The 25,125-nt window shown below is 44.6% G+C and carries 28 protein-coding genes; 25 read left to right on the top strand and 3 right to left on the bottom strand.

Annotated elements, in window-relative coordinates; genetic code table 11:
* The first annotated feature begins 71 nt into the window (after positions 1–71).
* A complete protein-coding gene (locus OAG1_RS14025) occupies positions 72–2,438 on the top strand; it encodes a helicase-related protein (protein WP_338621717.1) in 2,367 nt (788 codons plus the stop codon).
* Between the two features lie 71 nt (positions 2,439–2,509).
* On the opposite strand, the gene OAG1_RS14020 is transcribed toward OAG1_RS14025, so the two are convergent.
* Entirely contained in the window at positions 2,510–3,046 is a 537-nt protein-coding gene (locus tag OAG1_RS14020; RefSeq protein ID WP_338621716.1) for a cytochrome b, read from the bottom strand.
* A 210-nt stretch (positions 3,047–3,256) separates the two neighbouring features.
* On the opposite strand from OAG1_RS14020, the gene OAG1_RS14015 reads away from it, so the two are divergent.
* The 9 genes from OAG1_RS14015 to OAG1_RS13975 all read left to right on the top strand — a co-directional run bounded on the left by OAG1_RS14015 (position 3,257) and on the right by OAG1_RS13975 (position 11,184).
* Positions 3,257–3,910 carry an ElyC/SanA/YdcF family protein gene (locus OAG1_RS14015; RefSeq protein ID WP_249483617.1) on the top strand — a complete coding sequence of 218 codons (654 nt, stop codon included), beginning with the start codon at positions 3,257–3,259 and terminating at the stop codon, positions 3,908–3,910.
* A gap of 4 nt (positions 3,911–3,914) precedes the next feature.
* The gene (locus OAG1_RS14010) at positions 3,915–4,865 is read left to right on the top strand and encodes a serine protease (RefSeq protein WP_338621715.1); all 951 of its coding nucleotides are present in this window, start codon (positions 3,915–3,917) and stop codon (positions 4,863–4,865) included.
* A gap of 77 nt (positions 4,866–4,942) precedes the next feature.
* On the top strand, positions 4,943–5,989 hold the full coding sequence (queA, locus tag OAG1_RS14005) for a tRNA preQ1(34) S-adenosylmethionine ribosyltransferase-isomerase QueA (protein ID WP_338621714.1): 1,047 nt from the start codon (positions 4,943–4,945) through the stop codon (positions 5,987–5,989).
* A gap of 87 nt (positions 5,990–6,076) precedes the next feature.
* Positions 6,077–7,201 carry a tRNA guanosine(34) transglycosylase Tgt gene (gene tgt / locus OAG1_RS14000; RefSeq protein ID WP_338621713.1) on the top strand — a complete coding sequence of 375 codons (1,125 nt, stop codon included), beginning with the start codon at positions 6,077–6,079 and terminating at the stop codon, positions 7,199–7,201.
* A 106-nt stretch (positions 7,202–7,307) separates the two neighbouring features.
* The gene (gene yajC / locus OAG1_RS13995; RefSeq protein ID WP_016401246.1) at positions 7,308–7,646 is read left to right on the top strand and encodes a preprotein translocase subunit YajC; all 339 of its coding nucleotides are present in this window, start codon (positions 7,308–7,310) and stop codon (positions 7,644–7,646) included.
* A gap of 28 nt (positions 7,647–7,674) precedes the next feature.
* Positions 7,675–9,528, top strand: a complete 1,854-nt coding sequence (gene secD, locus OAG1_RS13990) for a protein translocase subunit SecD (RefSeq protein ID WP_338621712.1) — start codon at positions 7,675–7,677, stop codon at positions 9,526–9,528.
* Positions 9,529–9,577: 49 nt separating this feature from the next.
* Positions 9,578–10,489, top strand: coding sequence for a protein translocase subunit SecF (secF, locus tag OAG1_RS13985; protein WP_051147590.1), 912 nt, complete (start codon positions 9,578–9,580; stop codon positions 10,487–10,489).
* A gap of 49 nt (positions 10,490–10,538) precedes the next feature.
* Complete coding sequence (locus OAG1_RS13980; RefSeq protein ID WP_338621711.1) at positions 10,539–10,910, top strand: rhodanese-like domain-containing protein; 372 nt, start codon at positions 10,539–10,541, stop codon at positions 10,908–10,910.
* A 4-nt stretch (positions 10,911–10,914) separates the two neighbouring features.
* Complete coding sequence (locus OAG1_RS13975; protein WP_016401242.1) at positions 10,915–11,184, top strand: hypothetical protein; 270 nt, start codon at positions 10,915–10,917, stop codon at positions 11,182–11,184.
* On the opposite strand, the gene OAG1_RS13970 is transcribed toward OAG1_RS13975, so the two are convergent.
* A complete protein-coding gene (locus OAG1_RS13970; RefSeq protein ID WP_338621710.1) occupies positions 11,177–11,713 on the bottom strand; it encodes a hypothetical protein in 537 nt (178 codons plus the stop codon). The genes OAG1_RS13975 and OAG1_RS13970 overlap by 8 nt on opposite strands.
* Before the next feature lie 99 nt (positions 11,714–11,812).
* The gene (gene suhB / locus OAG1_RS13965; RefSeq protein WP_016401240.1) at positions 11,813–12,616 is read right to left on the bottom strand and encodes an inositol-1-monophosphatase; all 804 of its coding nucleotides are present in this window, start codon (positions 12,614–12,616) and stop codon (positions 11,813–11,815) included.
* 171 nt (positions 12,617–12,787) lie between these two features.
* Here suhB and trmJ point away from each other — a divergent pair, with 171 nt between their 5' ends.
* The 15 genes from trmJ to ispG all read left to right on the top strand — a co-directional run bounded on the left by trmJ (position 12,788) and on the right by ispG (position 25,064).
* Positions 12,788–13,519 carry a tRNA (cytosine(32)/uridine(32)-2'-O)-methyltransferase TrmJ gene (gene trmJ, locus OAG1_RS13960; protein WP_338621709.1) on the top strand — a complete coding sequence of 244 codons (732 nt, stop codon included), beginning with the start codon at positions 12,788–12,790 and terminating at the stop codon, positions 13,517–13,519.
* A gap of 90 nt (positions 13,520–13,609) precedes the next feature.
* Positions 13,610–14,083: a Fe-S cluster assembly transcriptional regulator IscR gene (iscR, locus tag OAG1_RS13955; RefSeq protein ID WP_016401238.1), complete on the top strand. Its 474-nt coding sequence runs from the start codon at positions 13,610–13,612 to the stop codon at positions 14,081–14,083.
* Between the two features lie 35 nt (positions 14,084–14,118).
* A complete protein-coding gene (locus OAG1_RS13950) occupies positions 14,119–15,333 on the top strand; it encodes an IscS subfamily cysteine desulfurase (RefSeq protein ID WP_338621708.1) in 1,215 nt (404 codons plus the stop codon).
* A gap of 31 nt (positions 15,334–15,364) precedes the next feature.
* Complete coding sequence (gene iscU, locus OAG1_RS13945; RefSeq protein ID WP_016401236.1) at positions 15,365–15,748, top strand: Fe-S cluster assembly scaffold IscU; 384 nt, start codon at positions 15,365–15,367, stop codon at positions 15,746–15,748.
* 18 nt (positions 15,749–15,766) lie between these two features.
* Positions 15,767–16,090: an iron-sulfur cluster assembly protein IscA gene (iscA, locus tag OAG1_RS13940; protein ID WP_016401235.1), complete on the top strand. Its 324-nt coding sequence runs from the start codon at positions 15,767–15,769 to the stop codon at positions 16,088–16,090.
* Between the two features lie 12 nt (positions 16,091–16,102).
* A complete protein-coding gene (gene hscB / locus OAG1_RS13935) occupies positions 16,103–16,621 on the top strand; it encodes a co-chaperone HscB (protein WP_338621707.1) in 519 nt (172 codons plus the stop codon).
* 5 nt (positions 16,622–16,626) lie between these two features.
* A complete protein-coding gene (gene hscA / locus OAG1_RS13930) occupies positions 16,627–18,480 on the top strand; it encodes a Fe-S protein assembly chaperone HscA (RefSeq protein ID WP_338621706.1) in 1,854 nt (617 codons plus the stop codon).
* 1 nt (position 18,481) lies between these two features.
* The gene (gene fdx / locus OAG1_RS13925) at positions 18,482–18,820 is read left to right on the top strand and encodes an ISC system 2Fe-2S type ferredoxin (protein ID WP_016401232.1); all 339 of its coding nucleotides are present in this window, start codon (positions 18,482–18,484) and stop codon (positions 18,818–18,820) included.
* A gap of 11 nt (positions 18,821–18,831) precedes the next feature.
* Entirely contained in the window at positions 18,832–19,032 is a 201-nt protein-coding gene (iscX, locus tag OAG1_RS13920; RefSeq protein ID WP_016401231.1) for a Fe-S cluster assembly protein IscX, read from the top strand.
* A 43-nt stretch (positions 19,033–19,075) separates the two neighbouring features.
* Entirely contained in the window at positions 19,076–20,371 is a 1,296-nt protein-coding gene (pepB, locus tag OAG1_RS13915) for an aminopeptidase PepB (RefSeq protein WP_152779313.1), read from the top strand.
* Positions 20,372–20,432: 61 nt separating this feature from the next.
* The gene (ndk, locus tag OAG1_RS13910) at positions 20,433–20,858 is read left to right on the top strand and encodes a nucleoside-diphosphate kinase (RefSeq protein ID WP_016401229.1); all 426 of its coding nucleotides are present in this window, start codon (positions 20,433–20,435) and stop codon (positions 20,856–20,858) included.
* Positions 20,859–21,015: 157 nt separating this feature from the next.
* On the top strand, positions 21,016–22,134 hold the full coding sequence (locus tag OAG1_RS13905) for a bifunctional tRNA (adenosine(37)-C2)-methyltransferase TrmG/ribosomal RNA large subunit methyltransferase RlmN (protein WP_338621705.1): 1,119 nt from the start codon (positions 21,016–21,018) through the stop codon (positions 22,132–22,134).
* A gap of 22 nt (positions 22,135–22,156) precedes the next feature.
* Positions 22,157–22,930, top strand: a complete 774-nt coding sequence (gene pilW / locus OAG1_RS13900; protein WP_016401227.1) for a type IV pilus biogenesis/stability protein PilW — start codon at positions 22,157–22,159, stop codon at positions 22,928–22,930.
* Positions 22,920–23,951 (top strand): RodZ domain-containing protein, encoded by a 1,032-nt coding sequence (locus tag OAG1_RS13895; protein WP_338621704.1) that lies wholly within the window; start codon positions 22,920–22,922, stop codon positions 23,949–23,951. Before pilW ends, OAG1_RS13895 begins: the two co-directional genes overlap by 11 nt.
* Before the next feature lie 15 nt (positions 23,952–23,966).
* The gene (ispG, locus tag OAG1_RS13890; RefSeq protein WP_338621703.1) at positions 23,967–25,064 is read left to right on the top strand and encodes a flavodoxin-dependent (E)-4-hydroxy-3-methylbut-2-enyl-diphosphate synthase; all 1,098 of its coding nucleotides are present in this window, start codon (positions 23,967–23,969) and stop codon (positions 25,062–25,064) included.
* The last annotated feature ends 61 nt before the right edge of the window (positions 25,065–25,125 follow it).

Raw genomic sequence — 25,125 nt, 5'->3', positions numbered from 1 at the left:
TGGCTAGTATTCGCGATAAAGTTTGCTTAAGGGTAATATGCCAACGTTTCAAATGAGCTATCGGATATTACGTGAGCAACTACAAACCCTCGTCATTACCTATTGATTCCCTGCAAACGCGTTTTGTTGAGCAACTTGCTCATGATCATTTGGTGGTAGAAGCTGCCACCGGCTCGGGCAAGTCCACCCGTTTGCCGGTGTGGGCGGTTAACTTAGGTAGAGTGCTGGTGGTGCAACCACGGCGGATAGCGTGTGAGGCCTTATCCACTTATGTCTCTGAGCAGCTGGCTTTAAGCGGCTCGCCACATAAGGTGGGTTATTCAATTCGCTTCCACTCAAGTGTTAATGAAAATACTGATATTGCTTTTGTCACTCCCGGGATCGCCCTGCGTTGGTTAGCGGAAAATAAACTTGCTGACTATGCGGTGCTGATTATTGATGAGTTTCATGAGCGCCGTTGGGATTCTGATTTGTTGCTAGCTTTAGCTAAGTCTTTACCGCTTAAAGTGGTGGTCACTTCTGCTACCTTGCAAGGCAACAAGTTGAGTGAATATTTAGCTGCGAAGGTGCTCAAAACTACAGGGAGAGAGTTCCCAGTTAGTGTGAGTTATGAAGCGCGAGAGTCTCATCACCTACCAGATAGCCGACGGGTTACCGAATCAGTTAAGCAGGCTGTTGAGAAGGCTTTGCTAAAGGATGAGGGCGATATATTGGTGTTCTTGCCAGGCCGAGCAGAGATTCAAGCTTGCCAAGCTAGTTTGAGTGGGCTTGAAGCAGAGGTATTGCCACTGCACGCAAGTATTAGCGCGCAAGAACGTAAAACCCTATTAGACAACAGCAGCGAACAGCGGATAAGGCGAATTATTCTTGCAACAAACGTTGCCGAAACCAGTTTAACCATTCCAAGAATTACCAGTGTAATTGATTCTGGCCTAGAGCGGCGAACCAAACAACGCGCCGGCAGAACGGTATTGAGTTTAGAGCGGGTGTCGCGCGCCAGTGCCGAGCAGCGACGCGGCCGAGCAGGGCGAGTATGTGCAGGCCATTGTTACCGTTTATGGGGGGAGTTTGCGCCGCTAGAAAGTGTAACGCCGCCACAATTGCAGCGTGAAGAGTTGTTAGAGCCGATGCTTTTTGCGGCAAGCTGTCATCACGCTTTAGCAAAGCTTCAATTTCTTGAAGTATTGCCTGAAAAGTCATTAAGCATTGCTAGTGAACGGCTCAATCGAATGCAGGCATTGCAAACCGAAGACTGTTTAAGTGAACATGGCCAACGCTTATTAAACTTACCAATTGACAGTTATTTTTCGCATCTGGTCAACCTTGTCCCCAAGGGGCCGGAGCGCGAGGCTATGCTCGACTTGGCTGCGGCCTTAAGTATTAATCGTAGCCTTTATCAAAAGCCAAAATCGGAACATGCTTTAAAAGTATTGAGCCAGTGGCAACCTTTACATTGTGATATGAGCATTACACTAGATCTGCTACGCGGGAAAACTTGGCCAGATGAACTAACAGTAAACCAAGACGCTTTAAGTCAAGCGCAGGAGTTAGCCGATCAATTGCGTTCAGTAATGGCTTTAGATGATCTTGCTTATGCGAAAAACTATAGCCGCGAAAAACTGCTAGAAGCCTTGTTAGTCGGGGCTAAAGAACTGGTATATGTGAGGCGAGAAAAGCGCACCAATGCGATGGGAAATGGAATTGCAGAGTTGCAAGTTGGCAGAGAAAGCTTATTTGATGATGCTCAATTGGCTGCAGTGGTGTTTGACCTCTACAGTTTACCCGGGCGAGGAGTAAAGCAGCTAAACAACATTGGTTTGTGCTTAGCGCCGGTGAGTGTAGAGCTGTTAGCAAAACACAGCTTTGGCGAGCTACAAAGCAAAACCAGTGTTGCTGCTGATGGCTCTCAGCTCATGCAACGAGTGTATGCAGGCAGGGTGATAGGCAGTGAGAAAGTGGCCTTAAGTGCTGAAGACTATCGCCAAGCGCTGGCTAAGCGGATCCTCGCCAATCAACAGTCTGGCTTTAGCCAACTAGGTTGTATTCAAGATATTGCAGCTTGGAACTTATGGGTAAGCCTTGGTGAGAAACACGGCGGTGGAGAAGGTGACCAAGTAGATTCTCTAGAGTGGTTGAGTTCTCAATTGGCTTTATTAGGCGTAGAAAATGCCGAGGACTTTAGTTTAATCGAAGCTACAGATTTTGTCTTTGAGGGGATCCCCCAATGGCAACGCGAAGACTTTGAGCAACGTTACCCGCGACAGTTAGTATTGGCAGACTTAAAACTGGATGTTGAGTATAAAGCAGGCTCAAAACAAGTGATTGTTCACTATGCTTCTGGCGGTCGTAAGGCGGGGCCTAAACGTTGGGAGCTGCCTACATGGGCAGGCTGGCGAGTGTTTTATGTTAAAGCAAGTAAGCGAGTGGCACTTACTTAGTGTGATTGGTATTAGTTGACGCTCGCAGCAAGCTGTTTGGCTTAACTGCGAGTCGCTAATAAAGGTGTTTTCTATTTAGAGGTCATTCGTTTTAGCGTGTCGTCTTTTAGAATGAAGTGGTGATATAAAGCTGCGAGTACATGCACTGCAAGCACCACATAGAGAAGCTGGCCGCCGTAATGGTGAATAGCCGAGCCAATCTCGTTAAGCGATTCATTTTTTTCTGCAAAACCCGCTATCGTGAACAAGCCAAAAAATTTCACATCATGACCGCCAGACAACGACATAATCAAGCCAGAAATAGGCATTGCTAACATCAGCAGATATAAAGCAATGTGGCCTAGATGCGCCATCTTAAGCTTGATCCCTTCACCGATAGGAGCGGGTACTTTGCTTACGCGATGCCAAACAATTCGTATTGCTATCGCTGCTATGGCAAGTAAGCCTAAACCTTTATGAAGGTCATATAGTTCAAACTTCTCTGGCCCTCTAGGCAAGGTATCCATATAAAGTGCAATGGCAATTAAGCTTAAGATAAGTAGTGCCATCAACCAGTGAATGAGTTTACTGAAAAGTCCAAAGCGCTGCGGGCTATTTGTTAAGTTCATATGTTAAATACCATTACTTTAATTGTGGCTTAAGTTAGCAAATTATCTGTTTATGTAAACTATTTTTACGCTTCTTTACGAAGCCTTTGAAACTTGCCAAGGTATTGTTGATAAAACTTTTTTCTAACAAAAACCTTCCTAGTCACTGGGTTGCCAAGTTTGGCTATGCTAGCATGGCTTTAATTGTAGATTATGGTCGGAGTACATGCAGTGAAACGATTCCTTGGCGTGGTGTTGCTGATGGTTATCGTAGTGCTGTCTTGCCTAGTGGCTGTAGACCGTTACATTTCTCGCCAAGTTTCCGGGCAGTGGTTTCGCGATATGCAACAACTGCCGCCTCAGCCTGTTGCTTTAGTATTGGGCACAAGTAAGTATGTGGGTAAGCGACTAAATACTTATTATACCTTTAGAGTTGAAGCTGCAGCTAAGCTATACCACACCAATAAGGTTCAAGCGCTAATCTTAAGTGGCGACAATGCTACCCGCTATTATAATGAACCTATAACCATGTTAAACGACGTGCTACGTTTGAACGTGCCACGTGAGCATATTGCTTTGGATTATGCAGGGTTTCGTACTTTCGATTCTATTGTGAGAGCTAAAGAAGTGTTTGGCCAACAGGCTATAATTATTGTGTCGCAGCAATTTCATGTGGAGCGGGCTTTATACATCGCTAATCAATATGGCATAGAAGCTTATGGTTATGTGGTAGACGATGCACCGCAAGCTTTTCATTGGCGGGTGAGGTTACGAGAGGTATTAGCGAGAACTAAGGCCTTAATTGATTTACATGTATTGCAAGCTGAACCGCATTTTTTGGGTGATCCTGAACACGTCACAATTCGTGAAAACAACGAAGAATAAGCAAATGAAGATTACAAAAGTGTGGCTAGTGGTTTTGTCCTTTTTGTTGGGTGTAAGTACTTCGCTTAAAGCTGAATCCGATATTGTCCCATTTATTGTTGGTGGTAATGATGCACCAGCTAATTATCCTTGGATGGCTCAAGTGTTTCTTGGCTCATCACGCTGTGGTGGAGTGTTAATTGGCGAGCGCTGGGTGTTAACAGCCGCTCATTGTACCTATGACTCCAGCAGACTAAATCGAACGATTGCTGCCTCAGAAGTCAAAGTGTTGTTGGGCAATTATCAGTTTGCCAATAGTGCTCATCCCGATGCCTTGCAAGTGAGTGAGGTATATCAGCACCCAAGCTATGTTAATCCTTCCGATTCTGGTCCTGCTTTTGATTATGATGTTAGCCTATTACGATTAACTGAAGCACAAAGCGTAACGCCGGTTATTCTCAATGCGAATAAGGTAACCGATGCGCTCAATATTGGTGGCTTTATGCAGGTGGTTGGCTTTGGGCGAACCAATACTGACCCTTTGAACCCAATTTATCCAGATGTGTTACAACAAGGTAACCTGAGTTTAATAAGCGAGAGCCGTTGTGAAGATGAGTGGTCCGCTTCTTCAATTACCGATCAAATGTTTTGCGCCTATGGTACTAACCAAGATGCCTGTTCTGGTGATAGCGGTGGTCCGGTTTTTATTGAAGAGCAAGAGCAACATCGTTTATTAGGTTTGGTGAGTTGGGGGAATCTATCTTGCCAAGGCAGTGCAGGTGTCTATGCCGATATAGGCACAGTTTGTACTTGGATCACCGATACAGCCAGTATTGCCGGCGATAGCAGCTTAAATTGCAGTATAGCGGATACTCCCGCGTCAAGCGGTGGTGGCGCCAGTTGGTGGCTATTGATTTTGAGCTTGCCTTTGTGGCTATTGCGACGGTCTAGCAAAGCACAGCATTTCAAGCGCTAATCCTTGCTATTACAGGCCGCAATCACTAAAATTGCGGCCTTGTTTATTATTGAATAGCCCACAGAGTTTTTAGCCTAATGCGTGTTGCCGATTTTTCTTTTGAACTCCCTGATGAGTTAATCGCTCGTTATCCAAAACAGCAACGTCGTGATAGTCGTTTATTGTGTCTTAATGGTAATACTGGTGAGCTACAACATCAGCAGTTTCCAGACCTACTAAACCATATTCAAGCTAACGATTTATTGGTTTTTAACAATACTCGGGTTATTCCTGCGCGTTTGTTCGGTCAAAAAGCCAGCGGCGGAAAACTTGAAGTGCTGATTGAGCGTGTTTTAGATGAACATCGAGTGCTTGCGCATGTTCGTTGCTCCAAATCGCCTAAACCCGGTTCGGCCCTGCGCTTGGCTGATGCATTTGACGCTACTATGCTAGCTCGCCATGATGCCTTGTTCGAATTACGTTTTGATGACCAGCGAACAGTGCTAGAACTACTTGAAGCCTACGGCCACATGCCATTACCTCCCTATATTGACAGACCCGATGAAGATGCAGATAAGGAGCGTTACCAAACGGTTTACAATGAAAAGCCCGGTGCTGTTGCAGCGCCAACGGCGGGCTTGCACTTTGATGACGCCTTGATGCAACAAATCCAAGACAAGGGTGCGGATATTGCCTTTGTTACCTTGCATGTTGGTGCTGGTACTTTTCAGCCAGTAAAAGTTGAGTCGGTAGATGAGCATGTGATGCATTCTGAATACGCCGAAGTTGGCGAGGATGTTGTGGCTAAAATCGCTAAAGCTAAAGCCGCTGGTGGCAGGGTGATTGCGGTGGGTACAACTTCAGTTCGTTCGTTAGAAAGCGCGGCTAAAGATGCCAAAGCCAAGGGGCAAGCTTTACAAGCCTACGCGGCAGAAACCGATATTTTTATTTATCCTGGTTATCAATTTGAGTTGGTTGATGCCATGGTCACCAACTTCCACCTGCCTGAGTCTACATTGATCATGCTGATTTCGGCGTTTGCCGGTAAAGATAATGTGACGAAGGCTTATCAAGCGGCTATAGAGCAGCGTTACCGGTTTTTTAGTTATGGCGATGCCATGTTTATTGAGCGAAAAGACGCTTAGTTAATCCTATTTTGGCGATTAGACAATTATCTAAGCGCTTATTTGAAGCAATCTGAATCGGACTGTTTTTCCGATCTGAGGTAAGTTATGAAATATGAATTATTGGCGCAAGACGGTAAAGCACGTCGCGGCCGTTTAGTGTTTGAACGTGGCACAGTAGAAACCCCTGCATTTATGCCTGTGGGTACTTACGGCACTGTAAAAGGCATGACGCCAGAAGAAGTAAGTGCCACGGGTGCAGAGATATTACTGGGTAATACCTTCCACCTGTGGCTTCGCCCTGGCCAAGAAGTGATGAAAGCCCACGGCGATTTGCATGATTTTATGAATTGGCAAGGTCCTATTCTTACCGACTCAGGCGGTTTCCAAGTATTTAGCCTGGGCGATATTCGCAATATTACTGAGGAAGGCGTACATTTTCGCAACCCAGTAAACGGCGATAAAATCTTCTTAACACCAGAAAAATCTATGGAGATCCAAAATGATTTGGGCTCCGACGTAGTGATGATTTTTGATGAGTGTACGCCTTACCCTGCAACTGAAGAAGAAGCGGATAAGTCGATGCAAATGTCCTTGCGTTGGGCAGCGCGCTCGCGCCAGCGTCACGACGAGTTGGAAAACAAAAATGCCTTGTTTGGCATTATCCAAGGCGGTGTTTACGAGCACTTGCGTGATGTTTCGTTGGAAGGGCTAACTAATATTGGTTTTGATGGTTATGCGATTGGCGGCTTAGCAGTTGGCGAACCTAAAGAAGATATGCACCGCATACTTGATTATGTGGCGTATAAAGTACCTGAAGATAAACCAAGGTACTTAATGGGTGTTGGTAAACCTGAAGATCTGGTTGAAGGTGTGCGTCGAGGCGTGGATATGTTCGATTGTGTAATGCCAACTCGAAATGCGCGAAATGGTCACCTATTTACTAGTGAAGGGGTGATTAAAATTCGCAATGCGCGCCACCGTGAAGATACAAATACACTGGATAAAGAGTGTGATTGTTATACCTGTCAAAATTATTCTCGTTCCTACTTGCATCATTTAGACAAGTGTAATGAAATCCTTGGCGCTCGTTTGAATACCATTCATAACCTGCGTCACTATCAGCGCTTGATGGAAGGGTTACGTGGTGCAATTGCAGCCGGTAAGTTAGACGATTTTGTAGCAGAGTTTTACGCAAAGTTGGGGCGTGAAGTCCCACCTTTGGCGGAATAATGCCCGATTGAGCAAGCAAAGCCTTGTTTTTGCTTGCTCTGTCTCCATTTAATAAGGTAGTTGTATAGATTATCTTAAGTTTTTAATTTTTTTAATGAGGGTAACAATGAGCTTATTTATTTCTCCAGCATACGCAGAAGGCGGTGCAGCGGCACCTGCAGGTGGCGGCATGGAATTAATTTTCATGATGGTGATTTTCGCGGTAATTTTCTACTTCATGATTTACCGCCCGCAATCTAAGCGTGTTAAAGAGCATAAGAATTTGATGTCTTCATTGTCTAAGGGTGATGAAGTACTCACCACTGGTGGCTTGGTAGGTAAAATCATCAAGATTTCTGATGAAAATGACTACTTCCAATTAAGCCTAAGCGATGACACCACTGTTACGCTTAAGAAGGACTTTGTATCAGCGGTATTGCCAAAGGGCACGCTGAAGTCGCTATAGTAGCTATTCGGTCACTAGGGATAAGATTTTGTTAAATAGATACCCTTGGTGGAAGAACGTGATGGTAATCGCTGTGATTGCCATCGGCTTTCTTTACGCCACGCCAAACTTGTACGGTGAGGATCCTGCAGTACAAGTGTCTGGCACTCGGGGCGCTCAAGTAGAGCTGGCCCAATTAGACGAGATTCGCAACTTCCTCACAGAGCAGTCTATCGACTTTCGCTCTGTTGCCTTTGAAGATGGTTTAGCCTTAGTACGTTTACGTAACGATGCTGACCAACTTAAAGTAAAAAGCCTCTTACACGATTTATTGGGTGACGATTACATCGTTGCGTTAAACCTTGCTCCAGCAACGCCTGGTTGGTTAGACGCCATCGGTGCAGGTCCGCTTAAACTTGGTTTGGACTTACGTGGTGGTGTGCACTTCTTAATGGAAGTGGATATGGATGCCGCAATCAGTAAAGCCCAAGAAGGCATGATTCAAGATTTTCGAAGCGATTTACGTGAAGAAAAACTGCGTTATGCTGGGGTAAGAGCGCAAGGCGATTCTGTGGTAGTTCGTTTTCGTGACGAAGCCACCCTAGATAAAGCCATTAGCTTTTTAGACCGCAAATACAATGAATACCAATTCAGTGATGCTAGCCAAGGCGACCAATTCCGTCTTAGCGCTAAAATGACTGATGAGAAGCTAAAAGAAACTCGCGAGTATGCGCTGCAGCAAAACATTACCATTATCCGTAACCGGGTAAATGAATTAGGTGTTGCTGAGCCACAGGTACAGCGACAAGGTTCTGAGCGTATTGTGGTGCAATTACCAGGTGTTCAAGACACCGCACGTGCCAAAGAAATTTTAGGTGCAACCGCTACTCTTGAATTTAGAATGGTAAATACCGACGCTGATGTGCGTGATGCGGCCGCTGGCCGAGTGCCTCCTGGTTCTCAACTCGCAAAACGTGTTGATGGCTCGCCAGTAGTATTGCGTAACCAAGTTATCTTAACTGGTGACCACATCGTTGGTGCACAGTCGGGTTTTGATGAGTACAGCCGTCCGCAGGTTAACATTAGTCTTGATAGTCAAGGTGGTAGCAAAATGGCTGCCTTCACTAAAGATAATGTTGGCCAATCTATGGCGACTTTATTCATTGAGTACAAACCTACTGGCAATAAAGACGCTGAAGGTAAAACTATTCTAGAGCGTCAAGAGGAAGTAATTAACGTTGCTACTATTCAATCGCGCCTTGGCCGTAGTTTCCGAATTACTGGTATTGACTCCCCTGCAGAAGCACAGAACCTAGCACTACTGTTACGTGCTGGTGCGCTGATTGCGCCGATTCAAATTGTTGAAGAACGAACTGTTGGCCCAAGCCTTGGTCAAGACAACATTGATAAAGGCTTCATGGCGATTGTGGTTGGCTTATTAGCATTATTAGTATTTATGCCTATTTACTACCGTAAGTTTGGCTTGGTGGCTAACTTTGCTTTGATTGCAAACGTAGGGGTAATTATTGGCGTAATGTCGATGATTCCTGGTGCTACCTTAACCTTACCGGGTATGGCGGGTATTGTACTAACCGTTGGTATGGCGGTTGATGCTAATGTGCTTATCTTTGAGCGTATTCGTGAAGAGCTAAACGACGGCCGCAGCCCTCAACAAGCAATTCACTACGGTTATAGCAACGCACTTTCAACGATTTCTGATGCTAACATCACTACCTTTATCACTGCGTTGATTCTTTTCGCGATTGGTACTGGCGCTGTAAAAGGCTTTGCTGTGACGCTGGCGATTGGTATTGCAACATCTATGTTCACTGCCATTGTAGGTACCCGTGTAATTGTTAACTGGGTATGGGGCGGTAAGAAAATAGACAAGTTGTCTATCTAGGAGCTACGACGTGTTTTATTTATTTAGACCAAAAGGCACCGTGCGCTTCATGTCGCACCGCAAACCATTTATTTGGTTTACTGTTTTGCTGATGGTGGCTTCGGTAGCTAGCTTAGCGATTAACAAAATCAATTGGGGGCTCGACTTTACTGGCGGTACCTTGATTGAAGTTGAATTCTCTCAAGCGGCTGATCTTACAGAAGTGCGCGAAGTGATGGGCAACAATGGTTACCCTGATATCGTTGCACAATACTTTGGTTCTCAAACCCAAGTATTGTTGCGCATGATGCCGCGTGAAGGAATTGATAGCCAACATTTAGGTGACAGCATCATGGGTTTGCTTCGTAGTGAAGTAGATTCTGATGTAGAAATGCGCCGTATTGAGTACGTAGGCCCAACGGTAGGTAAAGAGTTAGCAGAGCAGGGTGGCTTAGCTATTATAGCTGCTTTGGGCTGTATCTTGCTGTATGTGGCAATGCGCTTTGAATGGCGAATGGCTTTGGGTGCGGTGCTAGCTTTGGCTCACGACGTAGTGGCAACCTTAGGTTTGTTCTCACTATTACAGTTAGAGTTTGATCTTACGGTTATTGCTGCGCTGTTAACCGTAGTAGGTTACTCCTTGAACGATACCATTGTTGTATCTGATAGGATCAGGGAAAACTTCCGTAAGTTACGTAAAGGTGACCCTGAAGAGATTATCGATGTTTCTTTAACTCAAACCTTTAACCGTACAATTGTGACCTCGTTAACCACCATCATGGTACTTGTATCTTTGTTCATGTTGGGTGGTGAGTTGATTCACAACTTTGCTACGGCTTTATTGTTTGGTGTATTCATTGGTACTCACTCTTCTATTTACGTTGCTAGTACGCTGGCATTGTACTTAGGCATTAAGAAAGAAGACTTTATGCCCAAAGAAATCGAAGAGAAAGAAGGTGCCGACCAGGACCCTATCGCATAATTATCTAAACCCGCTTCGGCGGGTTTTTTGTTGTTAAGGAGAAAACAAAATGGCCCATAACCCTCGATTCTTAGCGTTGGTTGATGATTGTCGCAGCCGTATTAAAGAGTGCGATGTGCACCAGGTTAATCAATGGTTAGAACAAGGTTTAGCATTCACCTTGATTGATAATCGTGAACAAGATGAATGGCAAAAAAGCCGTATTCCAAATGCCAAGTATATGGGGCGTGGGGTAATGGAGCGTGATGTTGAAACGCTTATCCCAGATTTAGACACTATGATAGTGATCTACTGTGGTGGTGGTTTTCGCTCTGCATTAAGCGCCGATAATTTAGTGAAGATGGGGTACACCAATGTGATTTCTATGGATGGTGGGATCCGTGGCTGGAAGGAAGCTGGCTACCCCTTAGAAGGCGCATAAAAAGATGACTGACCAGGTTAACCCAACTATTTACGCTTTTGATATTGCCGAAAATACCTATTACTTTTTTGACCAGCTTGAGGCCGAACAGGCTTTTCAGCAAGCCGAAGCTAAAGGCGACTATCCAGAGTGGCGAGAGCCCACGCCAATGCTTGAGTTACTAAAAATAAAGGATGCGCTGTTAGGCGAGTTTGCCAAGCGCATCGCATTTTTAGAGCTGCAACTAGAGCGGGCTGAATTAGGTTCAGATAGCTTTGATTTGGGTGCTAATTAGTATCAAATTCCCAGCCTAGTTCTTGGCTAATTTTTGATACTTGAGGCGCTATAAGATCTATGTCACTTTGTGGCACAGATTGCAGTTGGGTAAACCATTGGTCGCCGATTTCGAATGATTCCAACAGTTGTTGTTTCTGTTCAGCAGATAGCTCGGGGTTATCTAACAACTGTTGCTTCATGTTCTCGTAGACTTCAAGCTGCGGTTTATATTCTTCTAAATTAACGGCCAAGATAGCAAATATTACTTGCTCGGTAGTTGCTGCCCAGTTCTCTAAGTCTAAGTTGTATTTATCTAATACTTGTTTCACTTCGTTAGCATAAGCACTTTGATTGAGCTGAAGAACCATCTGTTCGGCTAACTCGCTAGGGTTTTCTACTTCTTCTAATGTGTTTTCTTCTTCGATTTTTTCAACAATTGGTTTAAGCATTTTGCTCGCTTCAAACCAGTTGTCTATTGTCTGTTGGGTTAAGTTAGCGGCGTTTGCATAAGCGCCTATCAGCAGAAGCAGTAGAGGTAGCAATCTCATAAATACATCCTAAATATGGTGTCTATTTATAAAATAGTGGTCTTAAAGACAAAAATAAAGCGGGCAGTGCCCGCTTTAAGTTGTTTCTGCTTAATTTTATTAAGCTTTAATTGCATCCGTTAAATGCGGACGAATTGTAGATAACATATGTTTTAGTACTTTAGGGTTTGCACATACAACATTTCCACTTTGGTAGAAATCTGTGTTGCCGCTAAAGTCTGTAACAATGGCACCTGCTTCGCGAGCAATTAGTTCACCTGCTGCGATGTCCCAAGGCTTCAAGTTTAATTCAAAGAAACCGTCTAAACGACCAGCGGCTACATAGGCTAAATCTAAAGCGGCAGAACCAGCACGGCGCATGTCTCCACACTCGGCAAAGATTGCTCCGAACATGGCTAAATAGCTGTCCATGTAGTGTTTGCGTTTGAATGGGAAGCCGGTGCCAATTAGTGTGCCTTCTAAATCTTTAGCTTTAGTAACACGTAAACGGTAACCGTTTAATTGCGCGCCTTTGCCGCGTGAAGCAGCAAATAACTCATTGCGAAGAGGATCGTAAATCACACCATGCTCTGTTTTCCCTCGAACGCGTAATGCGATAGAGATAGAGAAGTGAGGAATACCTTTGATAAAATTGGTGGTTCCATCCAATGGGTCTATCACCCATTGATATTCATCATCCTTGCCAGCTGTTAAGCCACTTTCTTCACCAATAAAAGAGTGATCTGGGAAAGCGTTTTGAATGGTGTCGATAATGCTTTTCTCAGCGGCTTTATCAACATTAGTTACGTAGTCGTTAGCGCCTTTTGTTGTCGCTTCAACTTTATCTAACTGTTCGTAAGCTTGAGTTACGACCTTACCTGCGTTTCGCGCAGCGCGAATCGCAATGTTTAGCATAGCATGCATGAATTACCACCAATTTGTAGAAAGAACATAAAATAACCGCCGGATTATAGGGAAAACCAAAAACAAACACAATTGATTATAGGCACTCCATATAAACTTTTTCCAATCTAGCTGCTAAGGCTATGGCTATGTTACAATCCCGCGCATCAAATTTAGGGTGAAGTAAAAGTAATGTTGGAAAATGTTCGAGTGGTTTTAGTTGGCACTAGTCATAGTGGCAATATTGGCTCTGCAGCCAGAGCAATGAAAACCATGGGAATTAGCGATTTGTGCTTGGTAGCTCCAGAAGCTGAGATTGATGGTAAGTCAGTTGCGTTATCTGCAGGTGCATCGGATGTGCTTGGTGGTACCACAATTGTCTCAGAGTTATCAGAAGCAGTTGCAGACTGTCAGCTAGTTATTGGCGCCAGTGCCCGTTCTCGAACTTTAGATTGGCCGATGGTTGATGGGCGAGAAGCCGGCGTTAAACTCGCCGCAGAGGCCCAACAGGGTAAAGTAGCTATTGTGTTCGGTCGTGAGAGCAGTGGTTTAAACAACCCAGAGTTACAGCAATGCCATTATCACGTTTGTGTACCCGCTAACCCCGAATATAGTTCGCTAAACTTAGCAATGGCTGTTCAGCTATTATGCTACGAAGTGCGTATGGCATTTTTAGACCAGCAAAACACACACCCAGAAGCTGCTCCCGAAGATTACCCTCATGCCGATGATTTAGAGCGTTTTTATGAGCATTTTGAACAGTCTATTGCTGACTCAGGTTTTATCATCAAGCCACACCCGGGCAAAGTAATGGAAAAAGTACGACGAATGTTCAACCGTATTCGTATGGAAAAACAAGAGCTTAATGTAATGCGTGGTATTTTAACTTCTTTTGATAAGCATATTTCCAAACCTGAAAAATAAACCTGACTAATTTAGTAGGTTTTATACTTGACTAAATTACTAGGGTATGGAAAGATTGTGACCAAGTTCACGGGAAAAAATAGGTTTGATATGCGCTTAACTTCTAAGGGACGCTACGCAGTTACAGCGATGTTAGATGTTGCTCTTCATATGGAAGAAGGGCCGGTCTCTTTAGCTGACATTTCTGAGCGACAGGGTATTTCTTTGTCTTATTTAGAGCAGCTGTTTTCAAAATTACGTAAACATGGCTTGGTAACCAGCGTGCGTGGCCCTGGTGGCGGATATCGCCTAGGTATGGACGCTGATGATATTGCAGTAGGCATGGTGATTCACGCTGTTGATGAGTCGATTGATGCAACACGTTGTCATGGTTCTGCAGACTGTCAAGGCGGCAAACCTTGTCTTACCCACTCATTGTGGAATGACTTAAGTGAAAGAATCGCCGACTTCTTAGATAACATAAGCTTGGGTGGCTTAATGCGTGAGCGACAAATTGTTAATGTAGCGCATAATCAAGACCAACTTCAGCACGTTGATAACAACACGATACAAATTAGTTTATGACGCTCGCTTTCGCCGAGTAGTAACGGAGAACTTTAATGAAATTACCAATTTATCTTGATTATTCAGCAACCACTCCTGTTGACCCTCGGGTTGCTGAAAAGATGATGCAATACCTTAGCGTAGATGGTATTTACGGTAACCCTGCTTCACGTTCACACCGTTTTGGCTGGCAAGCAGAAGAAGCTGTAGATATTGCCCGCAACCAAATTGCTGACCTAGTAAATGCTGACCCACGTGAAATCGTATTTACCTCGGGTGCTACAGAATCAAACAACCTTGCTATTAAGGGTGCTGCTCACTTTTACAATAAAAAAGGTAAGCACATCATCACGTGTAAAACTGAGCACAAAGCTGTGCTAGATACTTGTCGCCAATTAGAGCGAGAAGGTTACGAAGTGACTTATTTAGACCCAGAAAGCAACGGTGTTATAAGCCTTGAGATCTTAACCGAAGCATTACGTGAAGATACGGTTCTTGTGTCTATCATGCACGTGAACAACGAAATTGGCGTAATCCAGGACATTAAAGCGATTGGCGAGTTATGTCGCTCTCGTAAAATTTTGTTCCACGTTGATGCGGCACAAAGCGCAGGTAAAGTTGAGATCGATCTTCAAGAGCTTCCTGTAGATATGATGTCTTTCTCAGCACACAAGGTTTACGGGCCAAAAGGTATTGGTGCTTTGTACGTGCAACGTAAGCCACGTATTCGCCTAGAAGCGCAAGTACATGGCGGTGGCCATGAGCGTGGAATGCGTTCTGGTACCTTACCTACCCACCAAATTGTTGGAATGGGTGAAGCCTTTGCTATTGCTAAACAAGATATGGCAAAAGATAACGAGCACATTCGCGCTTTACGTGACCGCTTTTGGGCAGGCATTAAAGATATTGAAGAAACCTATGTAAACGGTGACTTTGAGCAACGTGTAGTGGCTAACTTAAATGTGAGCTTTGCGTATGTTGAAGGTGAGTCATTGATAATGGCGCTTAAAGATTTAGCCGTTTCATCAGGTTCTGCGTGTACGTCTGCAAGCTTAGAACCGTCGTATGTTCTGCGCGCACTAGGCTTAGATGACGAACTCGCACACAGTTCTATTCGTTTCTCTTTTGGCCGTTTCACTACTGAAGAAGAAATCGATTACGCAGTTAAAGTGATTAACGAAGGTATTGGCCGACTCCGCGAAATGTCCCCACTTTGGGACATGTTTAAAGACGGCGTAGACCTCAGCCAGGTTGAGTGGGCACACCACTAAGTATTAAAAATAACGGATTTGGAGAGATATCATGGCTTATAGTGAAAAAGTAATTGATCATTACGAAAACCCGCGTAACGTTGGCGCTTTCGAAGATAAAGATGATAGCCACATTGGCACCGGTATGGTGGGAGCACCAGCTTGTGGTGATGTGATGAAGTTACAACTTAAAGTAAGCGACGAAGGCGTGATTGAAGACGCTCGTTTCAAAACTTACGGTTGTGGTTCAGCAATTGCGTCTAGCTCATTGGTTACCGAGTGGGTTAAAGGTAAGAGTTTAGATGAAGCCCAAGCGCTTAAAAATACCGATATTGCTGAAGAATTAGCCTTGCCGCCAGTGAAGATTCACTGTTCAATTTTGGCAGAAGATGCCATTAAAGCCGCCATTGCTGATTACAAAAAGAAAAACGCGTAGTAGATTTAAGGAGCCATCATGGCTGTATCACTAACTGAAGCTGCAGCAACACATGTAAGTCAATTTTTGAACAACCGAGGCGCGGGCACTGGCGTGCGCCTAGGGGTAAAAACCTCTGGCTGTTCGGGCATGGCTTATATTTTGGAGTTTGTAGACCAATTAGCTGAAGACGACAAAGTATTTGAAAGCCACGGTGTAAATGTCATCGTTGATGAGAAAAGCTTACTTTACATCGATGGCACTGAATTAGACTTTGTTAAAGAAGGTTTGAACGAAGGCTTTGTATTTAACAACCCTAACGTAAATGGCGAATGTGGTTGTGGAGAGAGCTTTAGCGTTTAAATGGAACACGCTATGAATCATTTTGAGTTATTCTCTCTACTTCCGTCTTATCAGCTAGACCTAAATGGTTTAGCTGATAGCTACAGAGAGCTGCAACAACAATACCATCCCGATAATTTTGCTGCTGAGTCTAGCGAACGCCAGGCTAAAGTGATGCAAAAAGCTGCGCAAATCAACGACGCTTATCAAACGCTGAAAGACCCTCTTAGCCGAGCGCAATACTTATTAAGTTTGCAAGGTTTAGAGCTTGGAGGCGAACAGCAAACTATCAACGACGTTGCCTTCTTGATGAGTCAAATGGAGTTAAGGGAGCAATTGGCTGAAATAGAGCATGCAGCCGATCCTGAAGACGCTATTGATAACTTCTCAAGGTTATTGAAGCGGCAACGAAGCGACTTGAGCTCAAGCTTTGAAAAAGCCTACAATGAACAAAATTTTGAGCAAGCTGCAGACGATGTTCGCAAACTCAAATTCTATGCACGCCTGCAACAGCAGCTGCTTCAACTTGAAGAGAAAATTTTAGATTACTAATCTATATGGCATTACTACAAATAGCAGAGCCTGGGCAATCGGCTGTTCCTCACCAACATAAACTGGCTGTAGGTATCGATTTAGGTACCACTAACTCTTTGGTTGCAACTGTACGTAGCGGCAAAGCCGTTACTTTGGCCGACCATAGTGGTGATACCTTGCTTCCTTCGGTGGTTCGCTATCACAAAGGTGGCGTAGAAGTTGGCAAGTTAGCAAAAGCACAAGCGGTTACTGATCCTCATAACACCATTACCTCGGTTAAACGTTTATTAGGCAAAGATAGCGCAGATATAGACCGTGAACTGTTTCCCTATAACTTTAGCGATGCTAAAACCCCGCATATTCAAACAGTAGCGGGCGATGTTAATCCTATTCAAGTTTCTGCTGAAATTTTAAAAAGTTTAGCAGCGAGAGCTGAAGAGTCATTACAAGGTGAACCCGATGGCGTGGTTATTACTGTGCCTGCATACTTTGATGACGCACAGCGCCAAGGCACCAAAGATGCTGCTCAGCTCGCCGGTTTACATGTACTGCGTTTACTTAATGAACCGACAGCCGCGGCTATTGCTTATGGATTAGATAGTGGTGACGAAGGCGTAATCGCGATTTATGATTTAGGTGGTGGTACCTTTGATATCTCCATCCTGCGTTTATCTAAAGGTGTATTTCAAGTACTAGCCACGGGTGGAGATTCTGCTCTAGGTGGTGATGACTTTGATGATGCTTTAGTTGAGTGGATAGCCGAACAAGCGCAAGTCAGTGGTATTCGTTCTGCCCAGTTACAGCGCGAATTATCACGCATAGCCAATCAAGTTAAAGTAGCCTTGACTGATCAAGACAGTGCCAATATCAATTTGGATATTGACGGTATTAATTGGCAGGGCAGCATTAGCCGCGAGTCATTCGATAGCCTCATTGAAAGTTTGGTTAAGCGCACTATTCGCGCTTGTCGCCGCGCTTTACGTGACGCTGAAGTAGAGCTAGAAGATGTTAACAATGTAGTTATGGTTGGCGGCTCTACCAGAGTGCCAAAAGTGCGTAGCGACGTAGCGAACTTTTTTGATAAGCAGCCTTTAACTAACATTGATCCTGACCAAGTTGTTGCGATTGGTGCAGCCATTCAGGCAGACACTTTGGTGGGGAACAAAAAAGATGGTGAGCTGTTACTGCTTGATGTTACGCCTCTTTCTCTAGGTATTGAGACAATGGGAGGCTTGGTCGAAAAAGTTATTCCACGCAATACCACTATTCCGGTTGCTCGAGCCCAAGAATTTACGACGTTTAAAGATGGCCAAACAGCAATGGCGATTCATGCGGTACAAGGTGAACGCGAGTTAGTAGATGATTGCCGCTCTTTGGCAAAATTTGCGCTAAAAGGTATTCCTCCTTTAGCAGCTGGTGCCGCTCATATTCGAGTTACCTTCCAAGTGGATGCCGATGGTTTGTTATCAGTTACAGCGATGGAAAAATCAACTGGGGTGCAATCGTCTGTTGAGGTCAAACCTTCTTATGGCTTAGCCGATGAAGAAGTGGCAAGAATGCTTAAAGACTCCATCACCAATGCTAAACATGATGTCACTATGCGCATGTTGCGTGAGCAACAAGTTGAAGCCGCTCGATTCATTGAAGATATGAGTGCTGCATTAGTCGAAAGTGGCGAACGTTTGCTGCAAGATGAAGAGCGTCTTGGCATTGAACAAGCCATGCAGCAATTACAAGCTATTGCCGAAGGTGACTCTGTTTCAGAGATAGAGCAAGCCATTAAATATTTAGACAGTATCAGTCAAGATTTTGCCGCAAGGCGAATGGATGATTCCATTAAACAAGCCCTAAGGGGCCAGCAAGTAGATAGGATTTAAGATGCCTAAAGTGATTTTCTTGCCTAATGAGGACTTATGTCCTGAAGGCTCAGTAGTAGAAGCAAAACAAGGTGAGAGCGTATTGGATGTTGCCTTGCGCGAAGGTATCGACATTGAGCACGCTTGTGAAAAATCTTGTGCTTGTACTACCTGTCACGTAATTGTTCGCGAAGGCTTTGATTCGCTTGAAGAAAGCGATGAGCTAGAAGACGATATGCTAGACAAAGCCTGGGGTTTGGAACCCGAGTCTCGTTTAGGTTGCCAAGCAATGGTAAGCGATGAAGACTTAGTGGTAGAAATTCCTAAATACACTATTAATATGGTGTCTGAACAACATTAAGGAATAGGCTGATGGGGTTGCGTTGGATAGATGTTGAGCAAATAGCAATAGAACTGGCCGAGCAATTTCCAGAGCAAGATCCTAAGCAAGTTCGGTTTACCGACTTACACCAATGGGTTTGTCAGTTAGATGATTTTGACGATGACCCACAGCACAGCAACGAGCGCATTTTGGAAGCAATTATTTTAGCCTGGATGGATGAACTAGACTAAGTTCCAAGGGCTCGTTGTCGATTACTCAAATGAGGAAGTATTGATGACCGCCGTTATGGATCTAGTTTTATGCGCCAAACCTGCCGCTGCTCAATGGGGCCAAAATGCCTTAGTTAGCTTTGAAGCTAACCAAGTTAATATTCATATCAATTCTGAAGGCGTAGCCCGCCTTCAAGATATTCAAAAAGCCGGCCGAAAATTAGATGCGCAAGGCCTAAAGCACCTTTCTTTTATTGGCGATAGCTGGGATTTAGAAGCATGCTGGGCTTTCTATCAAGGTTATTACAACGCTAAACAAGATAACCAATTAGATGTAGTGGTACTAAGTGATGCTGACCAGCAGCGTTTTGACGCTCTTAAGTCTGCTGCTGATTGGACACGTAAAACGATTAATCTTGGTCCGGCCGCTATTTACCCCCAAACTTTATGTGAATCTGCTGCGAGCTTCTTAAGTGGTTTATCTCCGGAACATGTTTCTTATGAGATTATCTCTGGAGAAGACTTACTGGAACAAGGCTGGGTAGGGACTTATCAGGTGGGCAAGGGGAGCAGCCAAGCACCAGCGATGTTGCAGTTAGATTTTAATCCTAGTGGAAACCCAGACGAGCCAGTGGCCGTAGCCCTAGTAGGTAAAGGTATTACCTTTGACTCAGGCGGTTATAGCCTTAAGCCTTCCGACGGCATGTCAATCATGAAAAGCGACATGGGGGGCGCTGCCACGGTTACTGGAGGTTTAGGTTTAGCAATTGCTAACGGCTTAAACAAACGTGTGAAACTGTATTTGTGTTGCGCCGAGAACATGGTTTCGGGAGAAGCTTACAAGCTGGGCGACGTCATTACTTACAAAAATGGTGTTACGGTAGAAGTGCTTAACACTGATGCAGAAGGTCGCTTGGTATTAGCTGATGGTTTAATTGCCGCTAGTGAGCAGAAGCCTCAAGTTATTATCGATGCAGCTACCTTAACGGGTGCAGCTAAAATGGCTTTAGGTCGCGACTACAATGCAGTGTTTGGCTTTGATGATGAGTTGGTTCACCAAGCCTTACAAGCTGCTAAACAGGAGCAGGAAAAAGCTTGGCCTCTGCCCTTAGAACCTTTCCACAAAGGGCAAATTGGCTCTAGCTTTGCTGATATTGCCAATGTTTCTTCAGGCGAGGGCATGGCCGGCGCATCTACTGCTGCAGCTTTCTTAGCTCACTTTGTTGATAACGCAGAAAAAAACTGGCTGCATTTCGATATGTCTGGCTCTTATCAAAAATCTGGTAATGCACTTTGGGCAACTGGGGCAAAGGGACATGGTATTCGCACCATTTCACGGTTGTTAACTGAGTTGAGCTAACTTATCATTCACTTACAATATCAAAGAGTGGTATTCACCAAATTTTAGATGGAGCTAGTTAATGGCCTTAGAACGTACTTTTTCTATACTTAAACCCGATGTAGTGGCGAAAGACGCAATTGGTGCAATTTATGCGCGTATGGAGTCTGCCGGTTTACGTATTGTTGCAGCCAAAATGGTGCATTTGTCGCAAGAACAAGCTGCAGGCTTTTATGCAGAACATGAGGGTAAACCGTTTTACCCACCGCTGATTGAGTTTATGACATCTGGACCAATCATGGTGCAAGTGCTTGAAGCTGAGAATGCGGTGCAGCGTTACCGTGAACTATTGGGTGCAACTAATCCGGCAGAAGCCGCTGCCGGTACCTTACGTCATGACTTTGGCTCGGGCATGCCACCAAATGGCACCCACGGCTCTGATTCACCAGAGTCAGCGTCGAGAGAAATCGCCTATTTCTTTGAAGACAATGAGATTTGTCCTAGATAAGTCAAACGGGGCAAAAGCTTCTTTGGCAAATGCAGCTTAATAGTTAAAAACTTATTAGCTGCCAATTGGCGCCGAGTACAGAGATTAACTGGCTTTCTGCTGTTATTATTTGTACAATTCGGCGCTTTTTTTATTTGGTCGATCGTGGAGTTAAGCGATGAGTGAAACAAAAACAAATTTACTTGATTTTAATCGAGCGGGTTTACGTCTGTTTTTTGCCGAGATAGGCGAAAAACCATTTCGTGCCGATCAGGTAATGAAGTGGATTTATCACTTTGGTGTTGATGACTTCGACCAAATGAACAATATCAATAAAGCCTTACGCGAAAAGCTTAAGCGTTTGGCTGAAGTGCGTGCACCAGAAATTAGCACTGAGCAACGCAGTGCAGATGGCACCATTAAATGGGCGATGTTAGTGGCTGGCCAAGAGATCGAAACCGTTTATATTCCTGAGGGTGACCGCGCGACATTGTGTGTGTCTTCACAAGTTGGCTGCGCGCTGGAATGTACCTTCTGCTCTACTGGCCAACAGGGGTTCAACCGTAACTTAAAAGTGTCTGATATCATTGGTCAAGTTTGGCGAGCAGCTCAAGTGATTGGCCACAAAGGCATCGAAGGAAAACGTCCAATTACCAATGTGGTAATGATGGGTATGGGTGAACCGTTGCTAAACCTAAACAACCTGATCCCAGCCTTAGAGTTAATGTTAGACGATAACGGCTATGGCCTGAGCAAGCGTCGGGTAACAGTAAGTACCTCTGGTGTGGTGCCTGCTTTAGATAAATTAGGTGATAAGCTCGATGTTGCGCTGGCTATTTCGCTGCACGCTCCTAACGATAAGCTGCGTAGTGAAATCATGCCGATCAACGATAAATACAACATCGAAGCATTTTTGGCTGGTGTAAAACGTTATATCGATAAATCAAACGCTAATAGAGGCAAGGTAACTGTTGAGTATGTATTACTCAATGGCGTTAATGACTCTATGGAGCAAGCGCATGAATTAGCGGAAGTTTTACGCGATACTCCATGTAAAATTAACTTAATTCCATTTAATCCATACCCTGGTTCGCCGTTTACCAAACCGAGTAATAGCCGCGTAGATCGTTTTAGTAAGGTCTTGATGGAATATGGCTCAACTGTAGTGGTTCGTAAAACCCGTGGCGATGACATTGATGCGGCTTGTGGACAGCTAGCAGGTGACGTTGTCGACAGAACCAAAAGAACCATGAAAAAACGGATGCAACAGCAAGAAATTTCAGTCACAATTCAATAACTAACCTTATCGAAGGACGGATATGAAACGCTGGTTGTACTTGTTTTTGGTGGTATTTTTGGTTTCTGGTTGTGTAACTGAAACCCGTGTAAATGGCCAAGAAGTAAACAATAAAGATAAACAGCTTAATAAAGACGCTGCCGCTAAAACCCGAATTAGCTTGGCGTTACGTTATTTAGAAGCTGGCGATGCAGAACAAGCAAAACGTAATTTGGAGCTAGCGCAAGAGTTAGCGCCTAATCTAGTTGATGTTTACATCGCCCAAGCCCACTTCTACCAAAGTGTTCGTCAGCCTGAGCGAGCCCTAGATGCCTATAAACGTGCTAAGTCTATCGCGCCACGCAATGGTGATGTACTTAATAACTACGGCGTGATGCTGTGTAAGCAGAAAGAGTATGACCAAGCCGAGGAGTTATTTAAGCAAGCTTTAGCTAATCCTGAATATGTTCAAGTAGCGGGAACCAATGAGAACGCGGGTTTATGTGCTTTAACTGCTGGCGACTTGGATAAAGCCTTAGATTACTTTACCAGTGCTTTAGCCTATAACATTCGCCGCCCTGCTTCTTTGCTTGGAGCCACCGAGGTTTACCTACAAAAAAATAAACCCGAGCAAGCCCGATTATATCTGCAACGGTATGATAGTATGGCTGAAACTACGGCGGAAAGCGCCTTCGCTTGGGTTCGCTTAGAAAGTGCAGCCGACAACTTTGCTGAAGAAGCACGTTGGGGCTTAACCTTACAACAGCAGTTCCCTAAATCAGAACAAACTAAACGATACATCGCTAATGACTACTAAAGCCGAATCAGAGCAAACAGAGCTAAGTGAAGACATTGAAGTGGTTAGCCCTGGGCAAATGCTGCAAGAAGCACGTGTTGCCGCCAAGCTAAGTCAAGCTCAAGTTGCCGAACGTTTGAAACTGCGTTTGCAAGTAATCAAAGATATAGAAGGCGATAGCTTCGATAGTGGTTTATCGAGTACTTTTATTAAAGGTTACTTACGTGCTTATGCGCGTTTACTAAATCTTTCTGAAGATCTAGTGCTTTCTAGCTACACGCATTTGCACGATGCCCATGAACAACGCACAGAGATGCAGAGTTTTTCTGGGCGGATAAAGCAAGAGACTCATGACAGTCGCTTGATGAAGTTTACCTACTTAGTGGGCCTTGGCATTGTTGTTTTGCTGGTGATTTGGTGGTGGCAAGAGAAGAGCCAACAAGTAGATTTTAGTCAGGCTAGCACCGCTAGTTCAGAAAGCCGAATTCTAGAGCCGACCAGCGAGCCCGAAGTTGATGTAATTCCAGAACCTAGTGCTGAAAATGTTCAAGCGCTAAACACTGTTGAAACTCCTGAGGTGCCATCGGCACAATCAGTAGAGCCTGTTTCAGAGCCTGTGGTAGAAGTTAACAATGAAATTGATGCTGAACCAAAAGTTAAGTCTCAAACGGTTCTAGAGCCAGTCGTCGAGCCCGCTACTGAATCTGCGTCAAATGAGCCTGCTTCGCAAGCATCTGAGCCCAATGTAATAAACAGCCCAGATCCTGAGCCAGAAGTAGAAGCGAACCAAGCGGCAGCTTTAACTGCCTTAAACATGAGTTTTGAAAATGAGTGTTGGGTAGAGATTAGAGATGCCACTGGCAAACGCTTGGTGGCAGACATTAAACAGCCTGGTCAATCACTCTCTGTAACTGGTCCTTCTCCTTATAGTATCGTGCTTGGCACTAATGCAGGCGTGAGCGTAAGTTACGGACAAGAATCAATCGACTTATCGTCATTTACGCGCGGTAAAGTTGTGCGAATGCAAATACCAAACAATTAAGATCTTTCGATTATTATGAATCAACCAACTCCAATTAAACGCCGTAAATCAACACAAATTATGGTGGGTAATGTGCCAGTGGGCGGAGACGCGCCCATCACTGTGCAGTCTATGACCAATACACGTACGACTGATGTTGCTGCAACGGTTGAGCAAATAAACCGAATTGCTGCAGTGGGTGGCGATATTGTGCGCGTTTCAGTTCCAACCATGGATGCTGCCGAAGCCTTCAAACAAATTAAGCAGCAGGTATCAATTCCTGTAGTGGCTGATATTCATTTCGATTACCGCATTGCCTTAAAAGTGGCGGAGTATGGCGCAGATTGTCTACGTATTAACCCGGGTAATATTGGTAACGAGCAGCGCATTCGCTCGGTAGTGGATGCTGCACGTGAGCGCAACATCCCCATTCGTATTGGTGTGAATGGCGGTTCCTTAGAAAAATATTTGCAAGAGAAGTACGGCGAACCCACTCCAGAAGCCTTAGTTGAGTCTGCGATGCGTCATGTGGATATACTCGATCGCTTGAACTTCGACCAGTTTAAAGTGAGTGTGAAAGCCTCTGATGTTTTCCTTGCCGTAGGCGCTTATCAAGGATTGGCCGGCCGAATTGACCAACCTTTACATCTTGGTATTACAGAGGCCGGTGGCTTACGCAGCGGCTCGGTTAAATCGGCAGTTGGCTTAGGTATGTTGTTATCACAAGGTATCGGCGATACCTTGCGAGTCTCTTTAGCAGCCGATCCCGTTGAAGAAATCAAAGTAGGTTTTGATATTCTTAAATCTCTGCGCATTCGCTCTCGCGGTATTAACTTTATTGCTTGCCCAAGCTGTTCTCGCCAAGAGTTTGATGTTATTTCAACGGTTAACGCTCTCGAGCAGCGTTTAGAAGACATTGTAGAGCCAATGGATGTTTCCATTATCGGCTGTGTGGTAAATGGCCCAGGTGAAGCGCTTATCTCTGATTTAGGCATTACAGGTGGCAACAAAAAAAGCGGCTTTTATCAAGATGGCGTGCGCCAAAAAGAGCGCTTCGACAATGACGACTTAGTAGATGCTTTAGAAGCGAAAATCCGCTCGCGTATCGCGATTAAAGACATTACCGAAAGCTAATCTGCATTTAAATTTACCTCTTTGCTTAAAGGCCCTATAATCGAGGGCCTTTAATAATTAT

The organism is Agarivorans sp. OAG1, assembly GCF_037076485.1.
Classification (GTDB): Bacteria; Pseudomonadota; Gammaproteobacteria; order Enterobacterales; family Celerinatantimonadaceae; genus Agarivorans; species Agarivorans albus.
Note: the sequence above shows the minus strand (reverse complement) of the source record. Positions and strands in the feature narration are given on the sequence as shown.